Origin of the sequence: Azospirillum sp. Sh1, from assembly GCF_008365135.1 — a bacterium.
Lineage (GTDB): Bacteria > Pseudomonadota > Alphaproteobacteria > Azospirillales > Azospirillaceae > Azospirillum > Azospirillum oryzae.
This window is the reverse complement of sequence record NZ_VTTK01000001.1, coordinates 372,703-391,166: the sequence shown is the minus strand read 5'-3', so window position 1 is coordinate 391,166 and position 18,464 is coordinate 372,703. Positions and strand designations below refer to the sequence as shown.

13 protein-coding genes and 1 pseudogene are annotated in these 18,464 nt (G+C 66.2%); 7 read left to right on the top strand and 7 right to left on the bottom strand.

Annotated elements, in window-relative coordinates; translation table 11 throughout:
- Positions 1-9: 9 nt before the first annotated feature.
- The 3 genes from FZ029_RS01805 to hisS form a co-directional block, all read right to left on the bottom strand.
- A complete protein-coding gene (locus FZ029_RS01805; RefSeq protein ID WP_247892098.1) occupies positions 10-3,081 on the bottom strand; it encodes a transglycosylase domain-containing protein in 3,072 nt (1,023 codons plus the stop codon).
- A 94-nt stretch (positions 3,082-3,175) separates the two neighbouring features.
- Entirely contained in the window at positions 3,176-4,891 is a 1,716-nt protein-coding gene (locus tag FZ029_RS01800) for a DUF262 domain-containing protein (protein WP_149267782.1), read from the bottom strand.
- Between the two features lie 114 nt (positions 4,892-5,005).
- Complete coding sequence (gene hisS, locus FZ029_RS01795; protein WP_149267781.1) at positions 5,006-6,355, bottom strand: histidine--tRNA ligase; 1,350 nt, start codon at positions 6,353-6,355, stop codon at positions 5,006-5,008.
- 193 nt (positions 6,356-6,548) lie between these two features.
- Between hisS and FZ029_RS01790 the strand changes: the two genes are divergently transcribed.
- Entirely contained in the window at positions 6,549-7,124 is a 576-nt protein-coding gene (locus FZ029_RS01790) for a hypothetical protein (RefSeq protein ID WP_149267780.1), read from the top strand.
- Positions 7,125-7,304: 180 nt separating this feature from the next.
- On the top strand, positions 7,305-8,360 hold the full coding sequence (pyrC, locus tag FZ029_RS01785) for a dihydroorotase (protein WP_149267779.1): 1,056 nt from the start codon (positions 7,305-7,307) through the stop codon (positions 8,358-8,360).
- Between the two features lie 46 nt (positions 8,361-8,406).
- On the opposite strand, the gene xseA is transcribed toward pyrC, so the two are convergent.
- Positions 8,407-10,026 (bottom strand): exodeoxyribonuclease VII large subunit, encoded by a 1,620-nt coding sequence (xseA, locus tag FZ029_RS01780; RefSeq protein ID WP_149267778.1) that lies wholly within the window; start codon positions 10,024-10,026, stop codon positions 8,407-8,409.
- Positions 10,027-10,099: 73 nt separating this feature from the next.
- Between xseA and purD the strand changes: the two genes are divergently transcribed.
- Complete coding sequence (gene purD / locus FZ029_RS01775; RefSeq protein WP_149267777.1) at positions 10,100-11,386, top strand: phosphoribosylamine--glycine ligase; 1,287 nt, start codon at positions 10,100-10,102, stop codon at positions 11,384-11,386.
- Positions 11,387-11,503: 117 nt separating this feature from the next.
- Positions 11,504-11,968, top strand: coding sequence for a hypothetical protein (locus tag FZ029_RS01770; RefSeq protein ID WP_149267776.1), 465 nt, complete (start codon positions 11,504-11,506; stop codon positions 11,966-11,968).
- 173 nt (positions 11,969-12,141) lie between these two features.
- On the opposite strand, the gene FZ029_RS01765 is transcribed toward FZ029_RS01770, so the two are convergent.
- The 3 genes and pseudogenes from FZ029_RS01765 to FZ029_RS01760 all read right to left on the bottom strand — a co-directional run bounded on the left by FZ029_RS01765 (position 12,142) and on the right by FZ029_RS01760 (position 14,340).
- Complete coding sequence (locus tag FZ029_RS01765; RefSeq protein WP_247892097.1) at positions 12,142-13,134, bottom strand: methyl-accepting chemotaxis protein; 993 nt, start codon at positions 13,132-13,134, stop codon at positions 12,142-12,144.
- 140 nt (positions 13,135-13,274) lie between these two features.
- Positions 13,275-13,538: pseudogene (locus FZ029_RS33475) on the bottom strand (PAS domain-containing protein); the annotation flags it as partial.
- Between the two features lie 349 nt (positions 13,539-13,887).
- Positions 13,888-14,340, bottom strand: a complete 453-nt coding sequence (locus FZ029_RS01760; protein WP_149267775.1) for a nucleoside deaminase — start codon at positions 14,338-14,340, stop codon at positions 13,888-13,890.
- Positions 14,341-14,445: 105 nt separating this feature from the next.
- Here FZ029_RS01760 and FZ029_RS01755 point away from each other — a divergent pair, with 105 nt between their 5' ends.
- The 3 genes from FZ029_RS01755 (at position 14,446) to oxlT (ending at position 18,417) form a co-directional block, all read left to right on the top strand.
- The gene (locus FZ029_RS01755; RefSeq protein ID WP_149267774.1) at positions 14,446-15,870 is read left to right on the top strand and encodes a pseudouridine synthase; all 1,425 of its coding nucleotides are present in this window, start codon (positions 14,446-14,448) and stop codon (positions 15,868-15,870) included.
- Complete coding sequence (gene rsmD, locus FZ029_RS01750; protein ID WP_149267773.1) at positions 15,851-16,411, top strand: 16S rRNA (guanine(966)-N(2))-methyltransferase RsmD; 561 nt, start codon at positions 15,851-15,853, stop codon at positions 16,409-16,411. Before FZ029_RS01755 ends, rsmD begins: the two co-directional genes overlap by 20 nt.
- Positions 16,412-17,073: 662 nt before the next feature.
- Positions 17,074-18,417 (top strand): oxalate/formate MFS antiporter, encoded by a 1,344-nt coding sequence (gene oxlT / locus FZ029_RS01745; protein WP_149267772.1) that lies wholly within the window; start codon positions 17,074-17,076, stop codon positions 18,415-18,417.
- Positions 18,418-18,464: the final 47 nt, after the last annotated feature.

Here is an 18,464-nt window from a genome sequence, read left to right as displayed (position 1 = left end):
CTGTCCGCCTTACAGGCCGGTCGGCATCGCGCGCGTATCGGCGGTGCGGGTGGCGCCCTGGTCGATCAGCGGCTGCAGCGCCGGGGCGAGGCTTTTCAGAAGCTGGGCGGGCAGGGCGCTGGTGAAGCGGTAGTTGTCGGCCTCCGGCCCATGGACGAAGGCGGTCATCGTCCCGAAGAAGCGGTCGCCGATGTAGAAGACGAAGGTCGCCGTGCGGTTGACCGCTTTCGATTCGATCAGCACGCCGCCCGGCCCCCAGCGGTCCAGCCGATGGTCGCCGGTGCCGGTCTTGCCGCCCATCGGGATCGGCATGCCGGCCGGGTCCTTGAAGGAGCCCCAGACCCGCTTGGCGGTGCCGTTCTGCGCCACGTCCATCAGGGCGCGGCGCAGGGTGGCGCACACCTCCGGCCGCAGCACGCGCTCGCCCTTCAGCGGCCCCAGCCCCAGCTTCGCCTCGTAGGGCGTGCCGGCGGCGAAATGCAGCGAGCGGATCTTCACCGTCGGCTGGCGCACCCCGTCGTTCAGGATCAGCCCCATCAGCTCCGCCAGCGCCGCCGGGCGGTCGGCCGAGCTGCCGATGGCGGTCGCCAGCGACGGCACCAGCGTTTCGAAAGGGTAGCCGACGCTGCGCCACTGGGCGGTGATGCGCTGGAACGCCTCCTCCTCCAGCCCGATGCGGATGCGGGTGTTCTGGGCGGCCATGCCCTTCTTGAACAGCCAGCGATAGCTTTCCTGGCGTTCGTCGGCGCTGGCCGCCAGCACCTCGGCCCGCGTGGCGCCGGGATGCTGCTGGAGGTAGGCGACGAGCCACAGCTCCAGCGGATGGACGCGGGCGAGATAGCCGAGGTCGTTCAGCGGGAAGCGATCCGGCCCGTATTTGGCGTAGAGCGCCGAAAGCTGCCCGTCGGACAGCGCCATCTTCGGCAGCCGGGCGCGCAGGAAGGCCGAGAATTCGGCCAGGCCGGCCTTGGGCCGCACGCTGCGGAAGATCACCGCCAGCCGGTGCGGCACCGGGCGCGAGCGGGTTGCCAGCCGGGCCAGCGCCTCGTCCGGCGTGCGCTTGCGGTAATCGTTGTAGAAGCGGTTGAGGAAGTCCGATCCCTCGCGGTCGGCGAAGCGGGCAAGATAGGCCTGCCGGGCCGGGTGGTCGGGCGAGCGCAGGATGTCGGCGCCGTCGTCGGCCCCCTCGTCCATATAGAACTGGACGACGTCGCGCATCAGCCGGATGAAGGGCAGGTTGACGCTGTTCCGCAACGCCTCCTGCACGGTCAGGATGCGGCCGTTGTCGTCCTTGTTGAAGTTCACGAAGCTGTGCTGGCCGCCGCCGGTGAAGAACACCTCGCCGGGGCCGGCGGAATAGCGCCGCTCCATCGCCGCGTCCAGCATGGCCGGCAGCCGGCGGTCTGGGGCCGAGGCCAGCCAGGAGGTGGCCCAGCGGGTCAGGTTGTCCGACGCCTCGTCCTCGACATCCGCCAGCAGGTCTTTCGGCAGGTGGGCGTAGCGGCTGTGCAGTTCGGCGACGATCTCCAGATAGGTCGTCAGCGTGCGCAGCTTGGCGGTGGAGCCGAGGTCGAGCTTCGCCCCGTCGTTGATGTCCAGCGGCTGGTCGAGATTGTCGGCCTGGACGCGCAGGTAATTGGCCTCCGGACCCCGCTCGTACAGCGTGATCGAGTAGACCAGCTTGGACAGGTCGTTGTTGCGGGCGTCGAGCAGCCGTTCGCCGGTCAACCCAAGCGAGCGGGCAAAATCGGGCTCGTTCAGCTTGCCCAGCACCTCCACCACGCGCGCCTGCGTCTCGGCATCCAGGGTGGATTGCGCGGTGAGGTCGAGCCGGTCGAGCGCATAAAGGTTGGAAACGCCGAGCATGCCCAGCAGCCGGGCGCGGATGGCGTTGGTCGCCTTCTGCTCGACGAAGGAGGTGGCGGGGGCGGTCGGCGCCTCCTCGCGGAAGGCCAGCGGCGTGGCGATGGCGGCGTCGCGCAACGCCGGATCGATCACCCCGGCCTGCGCCAGCGCCCGCAGATGGGCGTCGGCCAGCCGGTCGAGCGCCGCGCGGTCCTGGATCAGGTAATAGGAGGGCCGCCGCTGGGCCAGCAGCAGGGCCAGCACCTGCTTGTAGGCCAGCGCCTTCAGCTTCAGGGTGCGAAGGTCCGGTGCCGGTTCGGCCAGCACGCGCTTGGCGATCGACAGGTCGGTGCCGAACCAGGCCCACAGCCCGTCGCCCAACCCGTTCACCTCGCCGAAGCCGACCCTTGCCGTCAGCGGGGTGGAGTTCAGGTAATCGACCAGGATGCGGCGGCGGGCCAGCGTGGTATCCTCGCCGTCGCTATAGGCGCGGACGCTGGCCGATGCCATCTGGCGCAGCTTCTCCACGCTGCCGGTGGTCTGGCCGTCGGGAGAGTGGCGGTATTTCTCGATCTGGGTGGCGAGCGTCGAGCCGCCGGGGGAACGCTGGCCCGGCCGGACCATCTGCAGGGGCAGCATCGCCACCGCGGCGCCGAAGCGGTCCCATTCCACCGCCGGATTGCGGCGCGGCTGGTCGGCGTCCAGCAGCTCGCGATTCTCGATGAACAGCAGCGTGTCGGCGACCAGCTTCGGCACATCGTCGAAGCCGTCGAACACCCGTTCGGGATAGCGCGCCGAATACATGACGGCGCCGTTGCGGTCGAGCAGGGTCAGCCCGGCCTGCGTCTTCTCGCGATAGATCGGAAAGCCGCCGCCGGCCATGAAACGGTCGAGCGCCGGCGACAGCACCGCCTGCTGCTCGATCGCATAGACGTCATGGGTCAGCGTGTCGAGTTGGCCGGGCAGGGCGGTGTAGCCGAGCCGCTCGTTGTACGGCCCATGCTTGGGATAGCGGGCCTGCGGGTTGGGGCCTTCGCGCAAGGACACGGTCATCGACTGGGCGACGCCGGACAGCAGCCGGGCCTGGAGGCGCGAGGTCTCCATCTCCCGCCAGCCGGCATAGCCGGCAGCGGCCATGGTGGTCGCCAGCGTCACGCCGATCGCCGCCCGCCGGGCCCATGTGCCCGCCCGCGCCCAGCCTTGGACCGAACCTTGCGCCATGACACCCTGCGCCATGCCGGATGCACGCCCCCTGCCACCCGACCGATACGGCCGGTTTCGGCCCGGACAGTAGAGGTGTTTTGGTTAATATGGGTTTAAGGAGCGAAGCTCACGAGAGTTGGGGCACGCGCCACACAGCGGTTGCGATCTTGGCCATGGCCTTCTGACGCTGGCTGATTGCCCGCGGAGTCCATTCCTCATGTTTATCCGCAATTTCTCGCGTCAGGGCGTAGATGCTCTCCGCATAGATCGGACGTTTGTCAACGTATTCGGCGTTGCCAAGTCGCTTATTGGTGCTCGTTTGGAGAAGCGTCATATTTCCCAATCGGGATGTCAGTGTTTCAACCTCTTCGTCGGTAAACGCGCTCCAGCCACCGCTGGGATTCACCGGGCAGATGTGCTCGACGTTGAAACTGCTGCTTTCATAGTCCAGGTCGATGCCTGACATTTGCCGTTCCAATGAGCACAGGATATAGCAGACGATCTTGCGGTTGCGATTTTGCAGAGTTCCGATCGACTTCTCAGAAAAAGCGGCGTTGAAACTTGCATCGGAAACGTAAACTCCGCGCAGTCCTTCGAGTATCTGCTGCAGTGTTCCGTGTTCTCCCTTGCTGATCCTCTGGGCTTCCGCATGGTAAGTGCGCTCCTGCTCGGCAGGAAGAAGGCCGCCGATCACGTTGTAGCGGAATGAAATAACGACGGTGGCTTTGAGAAGCTTCTCGAAGTCCGTCTCGTTCAACCGTCTTTTGGCCGCCATCAACAACGGGAATGGCTGTCGGACGCTGAACGTCTTGATGATCCGGGCGCAGTCTTTGGCGCTTTGCGACCAATTGGAGCCCTCGGGGCTGGTCAACGCCAGATAGGTGTCGATGTCTTCATCCATGGCATTCAGAAGGGAGAAGACGTCGGATCGAACCTTGATCTCGCTGCGCACGGCCTTGAAGAGATCGGTTTGCCGGACGAAGTTGCGACGGCTGATCCAATGGAAGCGCAGGAAATCCGGAAGGCTGGCGGCGGCCAGACGTCCGACGATCCGCTCCCATCGGTTGTCCAGGACCATCAACTCGTGCTCGTGCTGCTCTTCGCGATGCAAGACCGAGAACAGGTAGTTCTTCAGAAGATCCGTTGCCGACAGCCGGACACCTCGTGCGTTCAAGGTTTCGAATACCTTGTATGCGTTCAGTTCGTCGGTCACGGTTATTACTGTGAAGAACAGGCGATCGCTCATCGTATCGATCAGACGAGCTATTTCCATTCCCGGATCTGTTGCGCCTTGCAGATAGTCCTGGAGGCGGCCTCCGAACCATTCGAATGCCCGACGAAGGAGGTTTTCCGAGGGCTTGATCCCTCGCTGTGGTGGGTTGTCGACCAGAGGCACAAGGTAGGTCTGAAAATAGGTGTCATTGTTGCGGTTCAAAGACAGCTTCGAGCGTGCGACCAGCGTCACCGGATCGAGGTATCCGATGTAGGTCTGCCGCAGGCCGTCCAGACGTTTTTGTGCCGTATCGGCGTCTCGGCCCTGTTCGACCAGTTTCTTCAGTTGCCGAAGGGCCGTGAGCACAATGATGTTCAGCGTCGTTAGACGCTGTTGTCCATCGATGACGTCATACAATTTATCATCGGAAGATTGGAGCACGAGATAGCCCATGTAGTGGGCCGGCTCTCCACCTTCCTTAACTGTTCCAATGATGTCCTGCCAGAGGTCGTCCCACTCCTCTTCCCCCCAACTGTAGTCGCGCTGGAAACGGGGCACACGGTAGGTCAGGCCGTTGCCCATCAGCTTACGGAACGTATCGTTCTTCGTATTAAAGTTCGTTGCTGACATGGCCGCGCTCGTTGGCGTTGGAACGTTGGGACGACACCGACGACTCCGGGATCGTCGGTGAAATCATCCAATGTTTATTCTATCATGCGCGGCTTCGGGCGACGACGGGGCGCCTCACCCCTCCAGCAGCGCCTTCGCCCGCGCCGCCAACTCGGCCAGCGGGACCTCGACCTGCTCGCCCTTGACCAGATGCTTCAGCGTCGCGGTGCCGCGGGCTTTCTCGTCGGAGCCCATCAGCAGGACGACGGGGATGCCGGCGCGGTCGGCGTATTTCATCTGCTTGGCGATCTTGCCGCCGTCCAGCTGGATTTCCGTGTTGATGCCGGCGGCGCGCAGCTCGCTGGCCATGCGGAAATAGTCGGCTGACAGGGCGGGGTCCATCTGGGTCACCAGCACCTGGGCGGTGGGGGCGGCGTCCTTGATGAGGCCGGCCTCCATGAGCTGGTAAAACAGGCGGGTGGCGCCGATGGAGATGCCAACGCCCGGCAGTTTCGACTTGGTGTAGTGGCTGGCGAGATTCTCGTAACGCCCGCCGGAGCAGACCGAGCCGATGCCGGGATGGTCGTTCAGGAAGGTCTCGTAGACGGTGCCGGTGTAGTAATCGAGGCCCCGCGCGATGGCGAGGTTGATGCGCACCGTGCCCTCCGGCACCTGGAAGGCCTTGAGGCCTTCGATGACGGTGGTCAGTTCGCCGACGCCTTCGCGGAAGATGGCGTTCTCGATGTCCAGCGCGCCCAGCGCCGCCAGCGTCTCGGCGTTGGTGCCCTTCATGTCGATCAGCGACAGGATGGTGTCGGCGGCATGCTCGGTGACGCCCAGGCCCAGCAGGCTGTCGCGCACCTTGTCGCGGCCGATCTTGTCCAGCTTGTCGATCTCGCGCAGCACCAGCACGCGGGTGTCGGCGTCGGCGACGCCAAGGCCGTCGAGCAGGCCCAGCAGGATCTTGCGGTTGTTCACGTTGATGGTGAAGCCGCCGAAGTTCAGCTCGGTGAAGACATGGTGGATCACCGCCGGGATCTCGGCGTCGTAATGGGCGGACAGGCTGTCCTTGCCGATCACGTCGATGTCGCACTGGTAGAATTCGCGGAAGCGCCCGCGCTGCGCCCGCTCGCCGCGATAGACCCGCTGGATCTGATAGCGGCGGAAGGGAAAGGCGAGGTCGCGCTCATGCTCCGCCACATAGCGGGCGAGCGGCACGGTCAGGTCGAAGCGCAGGGCCAGTTCCGGCTTGTTGCCCTGCTGGATGGCGCCGGTGGACTGGACGAAATAGACCTGCTTCTCCGTCTCGCCGCCCGACTTGGTCAGCAGCGTGTCCACCGTCTCGAACACCGGGGTTTCGACGGGGACGAAGCCGAACCGCTCGTAACCGCGGCGGATGGTGTCCAGCATGCGCTGGAAGGCCACCTGCTGGCGCGGCAGCAGCTCCATCGTTCCGGGCGGGGTGCGGGGCGTGATCAGGCTCATCGGAGAAGGTCCGCGCTTGGATAGGAAAAGCGTGCGTTTTCTAGCCCCTTTCGCCGGCCCCGTCACCTGCGCCGGAAAATTTTTCGGTTGGGGCGAAAATTTTTTGGAAGGGCGTGGAATGAATGGCAGCGGGGCAGCGTTCATCTAAGCACGATCCCGCAACGAGGATCGCTCACCGAAATGGAGAAACCAAATGTCCGGCACCGTCTTCGGGTCGCGTATCCGCTCGTCCGTTTCGACCTTTGCGTTTGCTGCCATGATGGCGGCAGCCCCCGTGCTGAGCGCGGGTGCCGCAACGGTCGTTCCGGCCACGCCGGCCGCGTCCGCCCCCGCCGCGACGACCGACTCCACCACGGCTCCGAAGGTCGAGCAGAAGACCGACCAGAAGGCCGTCACCAAGACCGAGGCCACCAAGACCGAAGCCACCAAGCACGAGGTTCCGAAGGTCGATGCCACCAAGGCCGATGCCGGCAAGACCAAGCATGAACAGGTCGCGGCCACCCCGAAGGCCGAGGTGACCAAGACCCAGGCCGATGCCGTCGCCAAGGAACTGGGCGCCAAGCCGACCGACCAGCTGACCGTCCAGCTCGACAAGTATCACGAGCAGATGCTGGCCGCCCATGCGCTGAAGGACAGCGCTGCCCGCGACAAGGCGGTGGCCGAGGCACGGCAGCAGCTCGCCACCATCGGCGGCAAGCCGGTGACCGCCGAGCAGGCCGCGAAGATCGACAACATCCTGGGGGTGAAGACCTCGACCACCATCCAGTAAAGTCCCGGACAGACGGCCAGCCCCCCGCCAACGCCGGCCGGCGGGGGGCTTCCGGTTTTGTCTTGTGTTTCCGGCCCATGTTTCCGGTCCGGGGCCCGCCTCTGTTGAGATGCCGCGGCGATGGCGATAGAACGTCGTCCAAGCTCACCGCCCCTCGACATCAGCGCCGGGACCCGATCCATGCCCAACGACCGCCTTGTCATCCGCCGCCCCGACGACTGGCATGTCCATCTGCGCGACGGCGCCATGCTGAAGGCGGTTCTGCCCTTCACCGCCCGCCAGTTTGGCCGCGCCATCGTCATGCCGAACCTGAAGCCGCCGGTGGCGACGGCCGCCGATGCCGTGGCCTATCGCGAGCGCATCCTGGCGGCCCTGCCGGACGGCGTGGATTTCACGCCGCTGATGACCGCCTATCTGACCGACGGCACCGATGCCGACGATCTGGCCCAGGGCTTCAAGGACGGTGTGTTCGCCGCCGCCAAGCTCTATCCCGCCAACGCCACCACCAACAGCGCCCATGGCGTCACCGACATCGCCCGCATCGCCCCGGTGCTGGAGCGCATGGCGGAGATCGGCATGCCGCTGCTGATCCATGGCGAGGTGACCGACCAGTCCGTCGACATCTTCGACCGCGAGGCGGTGTTCATCGACACCATCCTGGCCCCGCTGATGGAGCGTCATAAGACCCTGCGCGTGGTGCTGGAGCATGTGACCACGGCCGACGCCGTGCAGTTCGTCCGCGCCCATGCCGCCAGCGGCCGGATCGGCGCCACCATCACCGCGCACCATCTGCTGATCAACCGCAGCCACATCTTCCAGGGCGGCATCCGTCCGCACCTCTACTGCCTGCCGATCGCCAAGCGCGAGACGCACCGGGTGGCGCTGGTCGAGGCGGCGATCTCCGGCGAGGGGCCGTTCTTCCTGGGCACCGACACGGCCCCGCACACGGTGACCGCCAAGGAAGCCGCCTGCGGTTGCGCCGGCTGCTTCACCGCCGCCAACGCGCTGGAACTCTATGCCGAGGCGTTCGACGAGGCCGGCGCGCTCGACAGGCTGGAGGCCTTCGCCAGCATCAACGGCCCGCGTTTCTACAACATGCCGGTCAGCGAGGAGCGCGTCGCTCTGGAACGCCGCCCATCGGTCGCACCCGACCTGATCCTGGTCAGCGAGGGCGACGCCGTCCTCCCGTTCCGCAGCGGCGAGACCCTGCGCTGGAGCTTCGCCGGCGCGGTGTGACCGCGTCGGAAGCCGCGCCCGTGTCGGACGGGCGCGGCTTCCGACCTCAGAAAAGTGTCCCCTGCACCGGCACCACCCGCGGCTTGCGCGGTGTCGCCTTCTTCTCCGGCTTGGCCTCCGCCGGCGACTCGGTCTTGACCTCCGCCTTAGGGGCGCCGCCGTCGATGGTTGCGGCAACTTTGGCGTCATCGGCGAAGACGATGTTGACGCTCAGCCCCGGCGTCGCCTGATCGGCGCGGGTCACCGGGCGGCCGTCGCGGTCTTCGACCAGCGCGAAGCCGCGGGCCAGCACGCCCTTGTAGCTGTAACTTTCCAGCAGTTGGCCGAGCGACGCCAGCTTCGCCGCCTTGTCGGCGACCCCCTTGGCATAGCTGCGGTCGAGGCGCGGCGTCAGGTCGGCGATCCGGCGTTCGCCGTCCGCCAGCTTCACCCGCGCCGGGGTCAGCGACAGCCGGCCGGCGACACGCTCGAAGCGTCCGCCGGCTGTGGTCACCGCATGGCGCAGGGCCGAGTCGAACGCGCGGCTCTCCGACGCCAGCTTCTGGTCGGCCTGGGCCAGCTTCTCCCGCGGGTGGCGCAGCTTGGCGGCCAGCTCGCCGACACGGGTGCGGCGCCGCTCCAACAGGGCCGAGGCGGCGAGGTTCAGGCGTTCCGCCCGGTCGTCCAGGCGCTGGGCATGGCCTTCCAGCAGGGCGCGGGGATCGCCAAGGCCACGGGCCAGCCCCTCCACCCGGTTGCGGCGATCCGCCACCGCGCGCGAGGCGCAGGCGATGAGGCGGCGCTCATCGTCCAGGATCTGGGCCAGCAGTTCGCCACGCACCGGCACCGCCATTTCTGCGGCGGCGGTCGGGGTGGGCGCGCGCAGGTCCGACGCGAAGTCGATCAGCGTGGTATCGGTCTCGTGCCCGACGGCGGAGATCAGCGGGATCGCGCTGGCCGCCGCGGCGCGGACGACATTCTCCTCGTTGAAGGCCATCAAGTCTTCCAGCGAGCCGCCGCCCCGCGCCACGATGATCAGGTCCGGGCGGGGAATGCGCTCCCCCGGCTGGATGCGGTTGAAGCCCTCGATGGCCGCCGTCACCTCGGCCGCCGCGCGTTCGCCCTGGACGGCGACCGGCCACAGCAGGACATGGCGGGGGAAGCGGTCGTTCAGCCGGTGCAGGATGTCGCGGATGACCGCGCCGGTGGGGGAGGTGACCACACCGATCACGTCCGGCAGGAAGGGGATGCGCTTCTTGCGGGCGGGGTCGAACAGTCCCTCCGCCGCAAGCCGGCGCTTGCGCTCCTCCAGCATTTTCAGAAGCGCGCCTTCGCCGGCCAGTTCCATCGACTCGACGATCAGCTGGTACTGTGAACGGCCGGGGTAGGTCGTCATCCGTCCGGTGATGATGACCTCCAGCCCTTCCTCCGGCCTGACCGCCAGCTTTGCCATGGTACCGCGCCAGCACACCGCCTCGATCACCGCGGTGTCGTCCTTGAGGCGCATGTAGCAGTGGCCGGAGCTGTGCTTCTTCGGCTGGCTGATCTCGCCGCGGACGCGGACGAAGCCGAATTCCTCCTCGATGCTGCGCTTCAGCCGGCGGGCGAGGTCGCCGACGGTGAATTCCGGAAGGTTGGAGCCGGGGCGCGGTTCGGGGGCGATGAGGGGTGCGTTTTCGGACGTCATGGCGCTCTTGAGTTGGGGCGCCGCCATGATACAAGGCGCGCAGATCGCAACAAGGCGGAAGGAGCGCCACTCCATGAAAGTCCTCGTCGTCGGATCGGGCGGTCGTGAGCACGCGCTCTGCTGGGCCATTTCCAATTCGCCGCTGTGCGACGCGCTCTATTGCGCGCCGGGCAATGCCGGCATCGCCGATGTCGCCACGCTGGTTCCCATCGGGTCGGAGGATGTCGACGCGCTGGTGCGCTTTGTCCAGGACAACGCCATCGACTTCGTCGTCGTCGGCCCGGAAGGCCCGCTGGTGCTGGGTCTGGTCGACAGGCTGACCGCCCTGGGCGTCAAGGCCTTCGGGCCGAGCGCGGCGGCGGCGGAGCTTGAGGGTTCCAAGGGCTTCATGAAGGACATCCTGGCGAAATACGGGGTGCCCACCGCCTTCTACGAGCGCTTCAAGGACCCGGAAGCCGCCAAGGCCTATGTCCGCAAGCATGGCGCGCCCATCGTGGTGAAGGCCGACGGGCTGGCTGCCGGCAAGGGCGTCACCGTCGCCCGCACCGAGCAGGAGGCGTTCGAGGCCATCGACGACGCGCTCGTCGGCGGCCGCTTCGGCGCCGCCGGGGCGGAAGTGGTGGTGGAGGAGTTCCTGGACGGCGAGGAGGTCAGCTTCTTCGCGCTGTGCGACGGCGAGAACGCGCTGCCGCTGGCATCGGCCCAGGACCACAAGGCGGTCGGCGACGGCGACACCGGCCCCAACACCGGCGGCATGGGCGCCTATTCCCCGGCCCCGGTATTGACCGCTGACCTGCAGGACCGCGTGATGCGCGAGATCATCCTGCCGACGGTCAAGGGCATGGCGGCGGAAGGCAAGCCCTTCAAGGGCGTGCTGTTCGCCGGCCTGATGATCATGCGGACGCCGGACGGCCCGGTGCCGAAGACGCTGGAGTTCAACGTCCGCTTCGGCGACCCGGAATGCCAGACGCTGATGATGCGGCTGAAGTCGGACGCGCTGGCCGCTCTGGTGGCGGCGGCCGACGGGGTGCTGGACAGCATCGACCTGCGCTGGCACGACCAGACCGCGCTGTGCGTGGTGATGGCGGCCAACGGCTACCCCGGCGACTACGCCAAGAACACCGAGATTCGCGGTCTGGACAAGGCCGGCGCGGTGGAGAATGTGACCGTCTTCCACGCAGGCACCAAGCGCGCCGAGGACGGCCGGGTGCTGTCGGTCGGCGGCCGGGTGCTGGGCGTGACCGCTCTGGCGCCGACGGTCGCGGCGGCGCAGGCGGCGGCCTACAAGGCGGTGGATGCGCTGGACTGGCCAGACGGCTTCTGCCGCCGCGACATCGGCTGGCGGGCGGTGGGGCGGTAAAATTGAATGACCATCTGCGGTGTTGTGCGCGGATTCCATATCAGCTTGGGGCTGTATCCGTTAAACATTCTGCAGTTTTCGGAATTTCTTTGATCTTTACAATAACTGGAGAGTAATATGGCAGCTGACCTTTGTCCAAATCCAACAAAATTACGCTTAGCGCTGGATATCGCAATTTCAATAGGTTTGTTCGCGTGGATTACAGTATCGAGAGTTGATGATTTTATTAGAATGTATCCGACGGTGGCAAATCATCAAGTGGTGGCTAACAAGATATTTAGCTTCATCATTCCGATATCATTGTTCTTTGTTATCTATGTATTCTTAGGAGTTCATGCTGATTTTGTCAGAGAGCGGATATTGGCAATTGTAATTGCTATGGCGGCGGGCATTTTCCTTGGATGGTTTATGTGGTGGAGACATCGTCACCTTTCGACAAAAAGTAAGAAGGGTTGGATTCAAGAATATCTTGAGCGTCATGGCGAAGAGGTCGAATTTCGCGTGCGTGTAATCAGCATCACAGCGACAAGCGCTTCAACCTTCTGGCTCGTTGCCGGCAATGCATGCCGAATTTTCAAGTAAAAATCTGATGGTTTTCCAATATTAGGAATAATGATGGCAGGAGGGTAGGCAATATTTTGGCTTAAAAATGGCGTAACTGCCTGATCTTCTTGACGAATCCTTCAGTTTGGATCATTGCGGTCGCAGAAGATCGAGAAGGGGCGCATCGCTGCGCCCCCTTTTCATGTCCGCATTTACGCCCGCAGACGCTCCGACGCGGACGCGATGTTCTGCGACACCACCTCGATGTCGCGAACCACGCGGGTGACGCTGTGGGCGATCTCCTTGGTCGCCGATTCCTGCTGCGATACGGCGGCGGCGATGGTGGTGGAGATCTGCTGGACGTCGGTGACGATGGCGCCGATACGGCGGATGGCGTCCACCGCATGCAGTGCCTCCTGCTGGACCGAGGCGATCTGCGCCGCGATGTCGTCTGCGGCGCTGCCGCTCTGCTGGGCCAGCGACTTCACCTCGTTCGCCACGACGGCGAAGCCGCGGCCGGCTTCGCCGGCACGGGCGGCTTCGATGGTTGCGTTCAGGGCCAGCAGGTTGGTCTGCGAGGCGATGCTGTTGATCAGCTTGGTGATGGCGCCGATGCGCTCGGCCGAGGTGACCAGGGCTTCCACCGCGGCGTTGGTGCGCGACGCCTCCTCCGACGCCTTCAGCGAGGCGCCCGACGCCTCGTTGGCGCGGTTGCTGATGTCGGAAATGGAGGCCGACAGTTCCTCCGTCGCGGCGGCGACGGTCTGGGCGTTGGCGGTGGCGCGGTCGGCGGCGGTGCCGACCTCGCGGTCCAGCGATTCGGCAAGGCCGGACACGGTGCGGCGGCGCTCGCCGTCCATCTCCACCTGCCGCAGCTCGGCCAGCTTCTCCGCATCAATGTCGATCAGCGATCCGCAGGCGCGCAACGCCACGCCGTTGTTGTCGCGGGCGACGCCGCCGATGGCGCGGAACCAGCGATAGCTGCCGTCCTTCACCTTCAGCCGGTAATCGACATCGTATCCGGTGCGTCCGCTGCGGTCGTTCAGGCAGGCCATGAAGGCGTCGAAGGTCCGTTTGGCGTCGTCCGGATGCAGCCGGTCAGACCAGGAATTGACGACGTTGGGGAAGCCGCCCGTGTCGTCGCGGTCGAATCCGGCGAGACGGCGGAATTCCGGCGACCAGTGCCAGCGGCTCTGCGCATGCATCGGATCGCCATTGTGGAAGACCGCGCATCCCACAGCCCGACGCCGGCATGGCGGTCGAGCAGCTTGGCCCGCTCCAGCTCATTGCGCTCGGCATCGATGTCGATCAGGGAGCCGCAGGCACGCAGCGCCCGACCGCTGCTGTCGCGGGCGACGCCGCCGATGGCGCGAAACCAGCGATAGCTGCCGTCCTTCACCTTCAGCCGGTAATTCACGTCATAGCCGGTGCGTCCGCTACGGTCGTTCAGGCAGGCCATGAAGGCGTCGAAAGTCCGCTTCGCATCGTCCGGATGCAGCCGGTCGGCCCAGGAATTGACGACGTTGGGGAAACCAACGGTGTCGTCGCGGTCGAATCCGACGAGGCGGCGGAACTCCGGCGACCAGTGCCAACGGCTTTGCGCATGCATCGGATCGCCGTTGTGGATCACTGCGTCCCACAGCCCGACACCCGCATGGCGCCCCAGCAGAGCCAGCTCTTCGGCGGCCTGATTGTCCTGTGGCTTGCGGAACGACAACATTTGCGACTCCTGATGGCTTAAAGCGGTCAGCGCATCATCGGCATATATTCGCTGAACAAACACTTAACAGACTAATTGGTTGTTACACGTTACATCTCCGTGGTTGTTGAGGATCGGGGATCTTCATCCGTGCTCACTACGAATGAAGGCGTGCCATTTGCTGCCGCATTGAAGAAATTCTATTGCCTGACACGGGAAGCAATATTGCGCGCGCAGTCCATGATACCGGGAGGCAGGCTCACCGCCGTTCCCTGAAGAACCCCCGCAGCAGCGCGCCCGCCCGCGTCTCGCCGATGCCGCTGTAGACTTCCGGCGCGTGGTGGCAGGTCGGCTGCGTGAAGAAGCGCGGGCCGTGATCGACGGCGCCCCCCTTGGGATCATAGGCGCCGTAATAGACCCGCCGGATGCGGGCGAAGCTGATCGCCGCGGCGCACAGCGCGCAGGGTTCCAGCGTCACGTAGAGGTCGCAGCCGGGCAGGCGGGGCTGGCCGCGGGCGGCGCAAGCCTCGCGGATCGCCAGCAACTCGGCATGGGCGGAGGGGTCGCACAGCTCCTCGGTGCGGTTGCCGGCGGTGGCGAGGATGGCGCCCGTCGCGGGGTCGACGACGACGGCGCCGACCGGCACCTCGCCACGCGCGGCGGCGGCCTCGGCGGCGGCGAAGGCGAGGTCCATATAGCGGGGAGACGGCATGGCCGGGCAGGGTGCCAACCCCGCCGGGAGCGCGTCAACCGGATTCCGGTGTCCGGGCGCTGGACTCGTGTTGCGGGCGGCGCGTCCAGGCCCTATGGTCCGGCCATGGACCGCTCCGATACCGCCAAGAAATCCAAATCCGCCACCTCTGCCGCCGGCTCCGCTGCCGACGGCGGCGAACGCATCGCCAAGCGACTGGCGCGCGCCGGGCTCTGCTCGCGCCGCGACGCCGAACGCTGGATCGCCGAGGGCCGCGTCGCGGTCAACAGCCGCGTGCTCGACAGCCCCGCCTGCGTGGTCCGCTCCGGCGACATCGTGCAGGTCGACGGCAAGGTCATTCCGGAACCGGAGCCGGCCCGTCTGTGGCGCTATCACAAGCCGTCGGGGCTGGTCACCACCGCCCGCGACGAAAAGGGGCGCGAAACCGTCTTCGATCGCCTGCCGCCCGAACTGCCGCGCGTGGTCTCCATCGGCCGTCTCGATTTGACGACCGAGGGGCTGCTGCTGCTGACCAACGACGGCGAGCTGGCCCGCTTCCTGGAACTGCCGGCCACTGGCTGGACCCGCCGCTACCGCGTGCGCGTCTTCGGCGAGGTGGACGAGAGGCAACTGGCGGCGCTGGAGAAGGGGCCGACCATCGAAGGCGTGAAGTACGGCCCGATCGAGGCCGCGCTGGACCGCATCCAAGGTCGCAATGCCTGGCTGACCGTCAGCCTCAAGGAAGGCAAGAACCGCGAGATCCGCAAGGTCATGGAGTCGCTGGGGCTCCAGGTGAACCGGCTGATCCGCGTCGCCTATGGTCCTTTCCAGCTCGGCAAGCTGGAGGAGGGCGCCGTCGAGGAGGTGCCGAAGCGCGTCGTCCGCGAACAGATCGCCCCCTTCTTCGGCACGCCGGAAGGGGCGGAGCCGGCAGAATCCGGGACCAAGCAGCGCGCCAAGGCGAGAGCCGATGCGGCGGTGAAGGCCGCTCCGGCGAAGGCGGCTTCCGGCGGCCGTGCGACCGGCAAGACGGATGCGAAGGCGGACGCCAAGACGGACGCCAAGACCGCTCCGAAGCGCGCGCCGCGCTCCGCCACCAAGCGGCATGAGGCCGAAGCCGCCCGCACCGAAGAGGCGAAGCCGGCCCGGCGTGGCGCATCGACCCGCGGCACCCTGTCTCTCGGCGGTGGTGCGGCGGCCAAGCCGGGCCGTCCCGGCAAGCCGGATGGCACCCGGTCCGACGCCCGGCGGCCCGACGCGGCCCGGTCCGAGTCCCCGCGCTCCGAAGGTGCCCGTTCGCGGGATGCCAAGCCGAGGGACGCCAAGCCCAGGGACGGCAAGGCTCCGGGTTTCAAGGCGGCCGAGTCCAAGGCGGCAGGCCCCAAACCTGCCGGGCTCAAATCTGCCGGATCCAAGTCCGCTGGCCCGAAGGGGAGCGGCCCGAAGGGTGCCGGCCCGGCGCCGCGGGGCGGGCCGAAGGGTGGCGGCGACAGGTCCGGTGGCGGTGCCGGCGGACGGACGGAGCGCCCGCGTGCGGATCGTCGGCGGTAAGCACCGCGGCCGCAGTCTGGTGGCGCCGGGCGGGCGCGACACCCGTCCCACCACCGACCGCACCCGGCAAGCCATCTTCAACATCCTGGCCCATGCCGACTGGGCGCCCGAGTTCGAGGGCGTCGCGGTCGTCGACGCTTTCTGTGGCACCGGCGCGCTGGGGCTGGAAGCCCTGTCGCGCGGGGCGTCCTGGTGCGGCTTCCTCGACATGGGCTGGCCGGCGCTGGACGCCGTGCGCGCCAATGTCGAGGCGCTGCGCGAAGCGGCGAGCGCCCAAATCCTGCGCGCCGATGCCACCAAGCCACCCCCGGCGTCCCGCGCCTGCATGCTGGCCTTCCTCGACCCGCCCTATGGCCAGGGGCTGGCGCCGCGTGCGCTGGAGGGGTTGCTGCGCGCCGGCTGGCTGGCCGACGGCGCGCTCGCGGTGGTTGAGGTTGCCGATCGCGACCCCTTGCCTCTTCCCAACGGTTTTACGGCGGTCGATGAACGCCGCTATGGCGACACCCGCGTCGCCTTTCTGACGGTCCGCCACCCGGCCTGACCGCAGGGACGGACGCCGCCGCCCCATCCCCGGGGTTGCCGGTCCGCTGTTTCAATACCCCCGAGTTTCATTTTTTGCCGACCATGGCCATAGGCTCGTGGTGACGCATCCCTTGGGTTCCAAGGCTGCTGCCTGTGTTTTTCCATCATGCGGAAAGACGAAACGGACTGTTGAGTTCCAAAACAATCCGAGCAAAAGATCATGTGTCGCCGATGCGGTTCCTTATGGAAACGGCGGCATCTATCTATCTCCTAAGACTGCACACCCTCGTTCGAGGGGGCCGTGCAGGTACCGGCACGGCTTCTTTTTGCAGAACCTACGTCAAAGCAGGTGATCCGACACAAGAACCGGTGTGGACCGGGCATCCTGCGCGACACGAGTTGTAGCTTTTACTTTGTCTGTATGTATGCCTACGGCGTCGATCCGTCCGTCGGTGTCTTTTTGTCCCCGGTTTTGGCATACCAGATTACATATCTGGCATTCCTAAATCGGGACAATCGAACTCCGAGCGATTGTCGGCATCCGCGCCGAGTTCCGGAAAGGAACCGTCAACAAGAGCGGTCCGTCCGGGTCATTCCGCAATCGTGATTGGCGCGCCGGTCCCCGGGAGAGGGGCCGCGCCGCCGGCTCAGGCAAGTTAATCGGGAGGCACGATGGCTCATATGAATTCACAACCGGCGGCATCGGCGCCGCCGGTGTCCGACGCGGTCCGCTGGACGCAGATCGTCGTCGGCATCGTCTGCATGGTGGCGGCCGCCAACATCCAGTACGCCTGGACGCTGTTCGTCCCGGAAATCCAGGCGACCCATGGCTGGACTCGCGCGTCGATCCAGACCGCCTTCACCATCTTCGTCGTCGTGCAGACGTGGCTGACGCCGATCGAGGGTTATTTCATCGACAAATACGGCCCCCGCGTGATCGTCGCCGCCGGCGGCTTCTTCACCGGCCTGTCCTGGGTCGTCGACAGCTATGCCGGCTCGCTCGGAATGCTGTATGTCGGCTCGGCCATCGGCGGCATCGGCGTCGGTTGCGTCTACGCCACCTGCGTCAACAACGCACTGAAGTGGTTCCCGGAAAAGCGCGGTCTGGCGGTCGGCCTGACGGCGGGCGGCTATGGTGCCGGTTCGGCGCTGACCATCCTGCCGATCTCGGCGATGATCCACAGCAGCGGTTATCAGACCACCTTCTTCTGGTTCGGCCTGCTGCAGGGCGCCCTCATCATCGCCGCCTCGCTGTTCCTGCGCATGCCGCAGAAGGAGCAGGTCAAGGCCTCCACCAAGGTCGCGCAGACCCGCCGCGACTACACGCTGGGCGAGGCGATCCGCACCCCGGTGTTCTGGGTGATGTGGGCGATGTTCATCGGCACCGTCACCGGCGGCCTGATGGCGGTGGCCCAGCTGGGCGTCATCGCCCACGATCTGGGCGTGAAGGAAACCCCGGTCAGCGTCCTCGGCCTGACCATGGCCGCTCTGCCCTTCGCCCTGATGCTGGACCGCGTGATGAACGGCATCTCGCGCCCGCTGTTCGGCTTCATTTCGGATCACATCGGCCGTGAGGCGACCATGTTCGTCGCCTTCACGCTGGAAGGCGTCGGCATCATCATGCTGAGCCGCTTCGGCCACGACCCGATGATGTTCCTGATCCTCAGCGGCATGGTCTTCCTGGCCTGGGGCGAAGTGTACAGCCTGTTCAGCGCCACCTCGGCCGACACCTTCGGCACCAAGCATGCCGGCAAGATCTACGGCGTCCTGTACTGCGCCAAGGGTGTCGCGGCTCTGCTGGTGCCGATGGGCAACCTGCTGATGGAGGCCACCGGCACCTGGGCGACCGTGCTGTACGTCACCGCCACCATGGACCTGACCGCGGCGGCCTGTGCGCTGCTGGTCTTGAAGCCGATGCTGGCCCGCCACCATGCCCGCAACGCCGAAATGGCGCGTCGGGCGGAGCAGGGTGAAACCGGACATTCCGTCCCGGTCGGGGCCGCCGCCGGCACCGCCAACGGGTAAGGGAACGGTCGGGGGGCTCCGTACAGGACGCCGACTGACGCAAGCGG

Excerpts from the sequence above, each read along its gene's own strand:
- FZ029_RS01805 (WP_247892098.1), bottom strand. The coding sequence starts at position 3,081 with ATGGCGCAGGGTGTCATGGCGCAAGGTTCGGTCCAAGGCTGGGCGCGG.
- FZ029_RS01765 (WP_247892097.1), bottom strand. The coding sequence starts at position 13,134 with ATGCATGCGCAGAGCCGCTGGCACTGGTCGCCGGAATTCCGCCGTCTC.
- purD (WP_149267777.1), top strand. The coding sequence starts at position 10,100 with ATGAAAGTCCTCGTCGTCGGATCGGGCGGTCGTGAGCACGCGCTCTGC.
- pyrC (WP_149267779.1), top strand. The coding sequence starts at position 7,305 with ATGCCCAACGACCGCCTTGTCATCCGCCGCCCCGACGACTGGCATGTC.
- xseA (WP_149267778.1), bottom strand. The coding sequence starts at position 10,026 with ATGACGTCCGAAAACGCACCCCTCATCGCCCCCGAACCGCGCCCCGGC.
- FZ029_RS01760 (WP_149267775.1), bottom strand. The coding sequence starts at position 14,340 with ATGCCGTCTCCCCGCTATATGGACCTCGCCTTCGCCGCCGCCGAGGCC.
- FZ029_RS01790 (WP_149267780.1), top strand. The coding sequence starts at position 6,549 with ATGTCCGGCACCGTCTTCGGGTCGCGTATCCGCTCGTCCGTTTCGACC.
- oxlT (WP_149267772.1), top strand. The coding sequence starts at position 17,074 with ATGAATTCACAACCGGCGGCATCGGCGCCGCCGGTGTCCGACGCGGTC.
- FZ029_RS01755 (WP_149267774.1), top strand. The coding sequence starts at position 14,446 with ATGGACCGCTCCGATACCGCCAAGAAATCCAAATCCGCCACCTCTGCC.
- FZ029_RS01770 (WP_149267776.1), top strand. The coding sequence starts at position 11,504 with ATGGCAGCTGACCTTTGTCCAAATCCAACAAAATTACGCTTAGCGCTG.
- FZ029_RS01800 (WP_149267782.1), bottom strand. The coding sequence starts at position 4,891 with ATGTCAGCAACGAACTTTAATACGAAGAACGATACGTTCCGTAAGCTG.
- hisS (WP_149267781.1), bottom strand. The coding sequence starts at position 6,355 with ATGAGCCTGATCACGCCCCGCACCCCGCCCGGAACGATGGAGCTGCTG.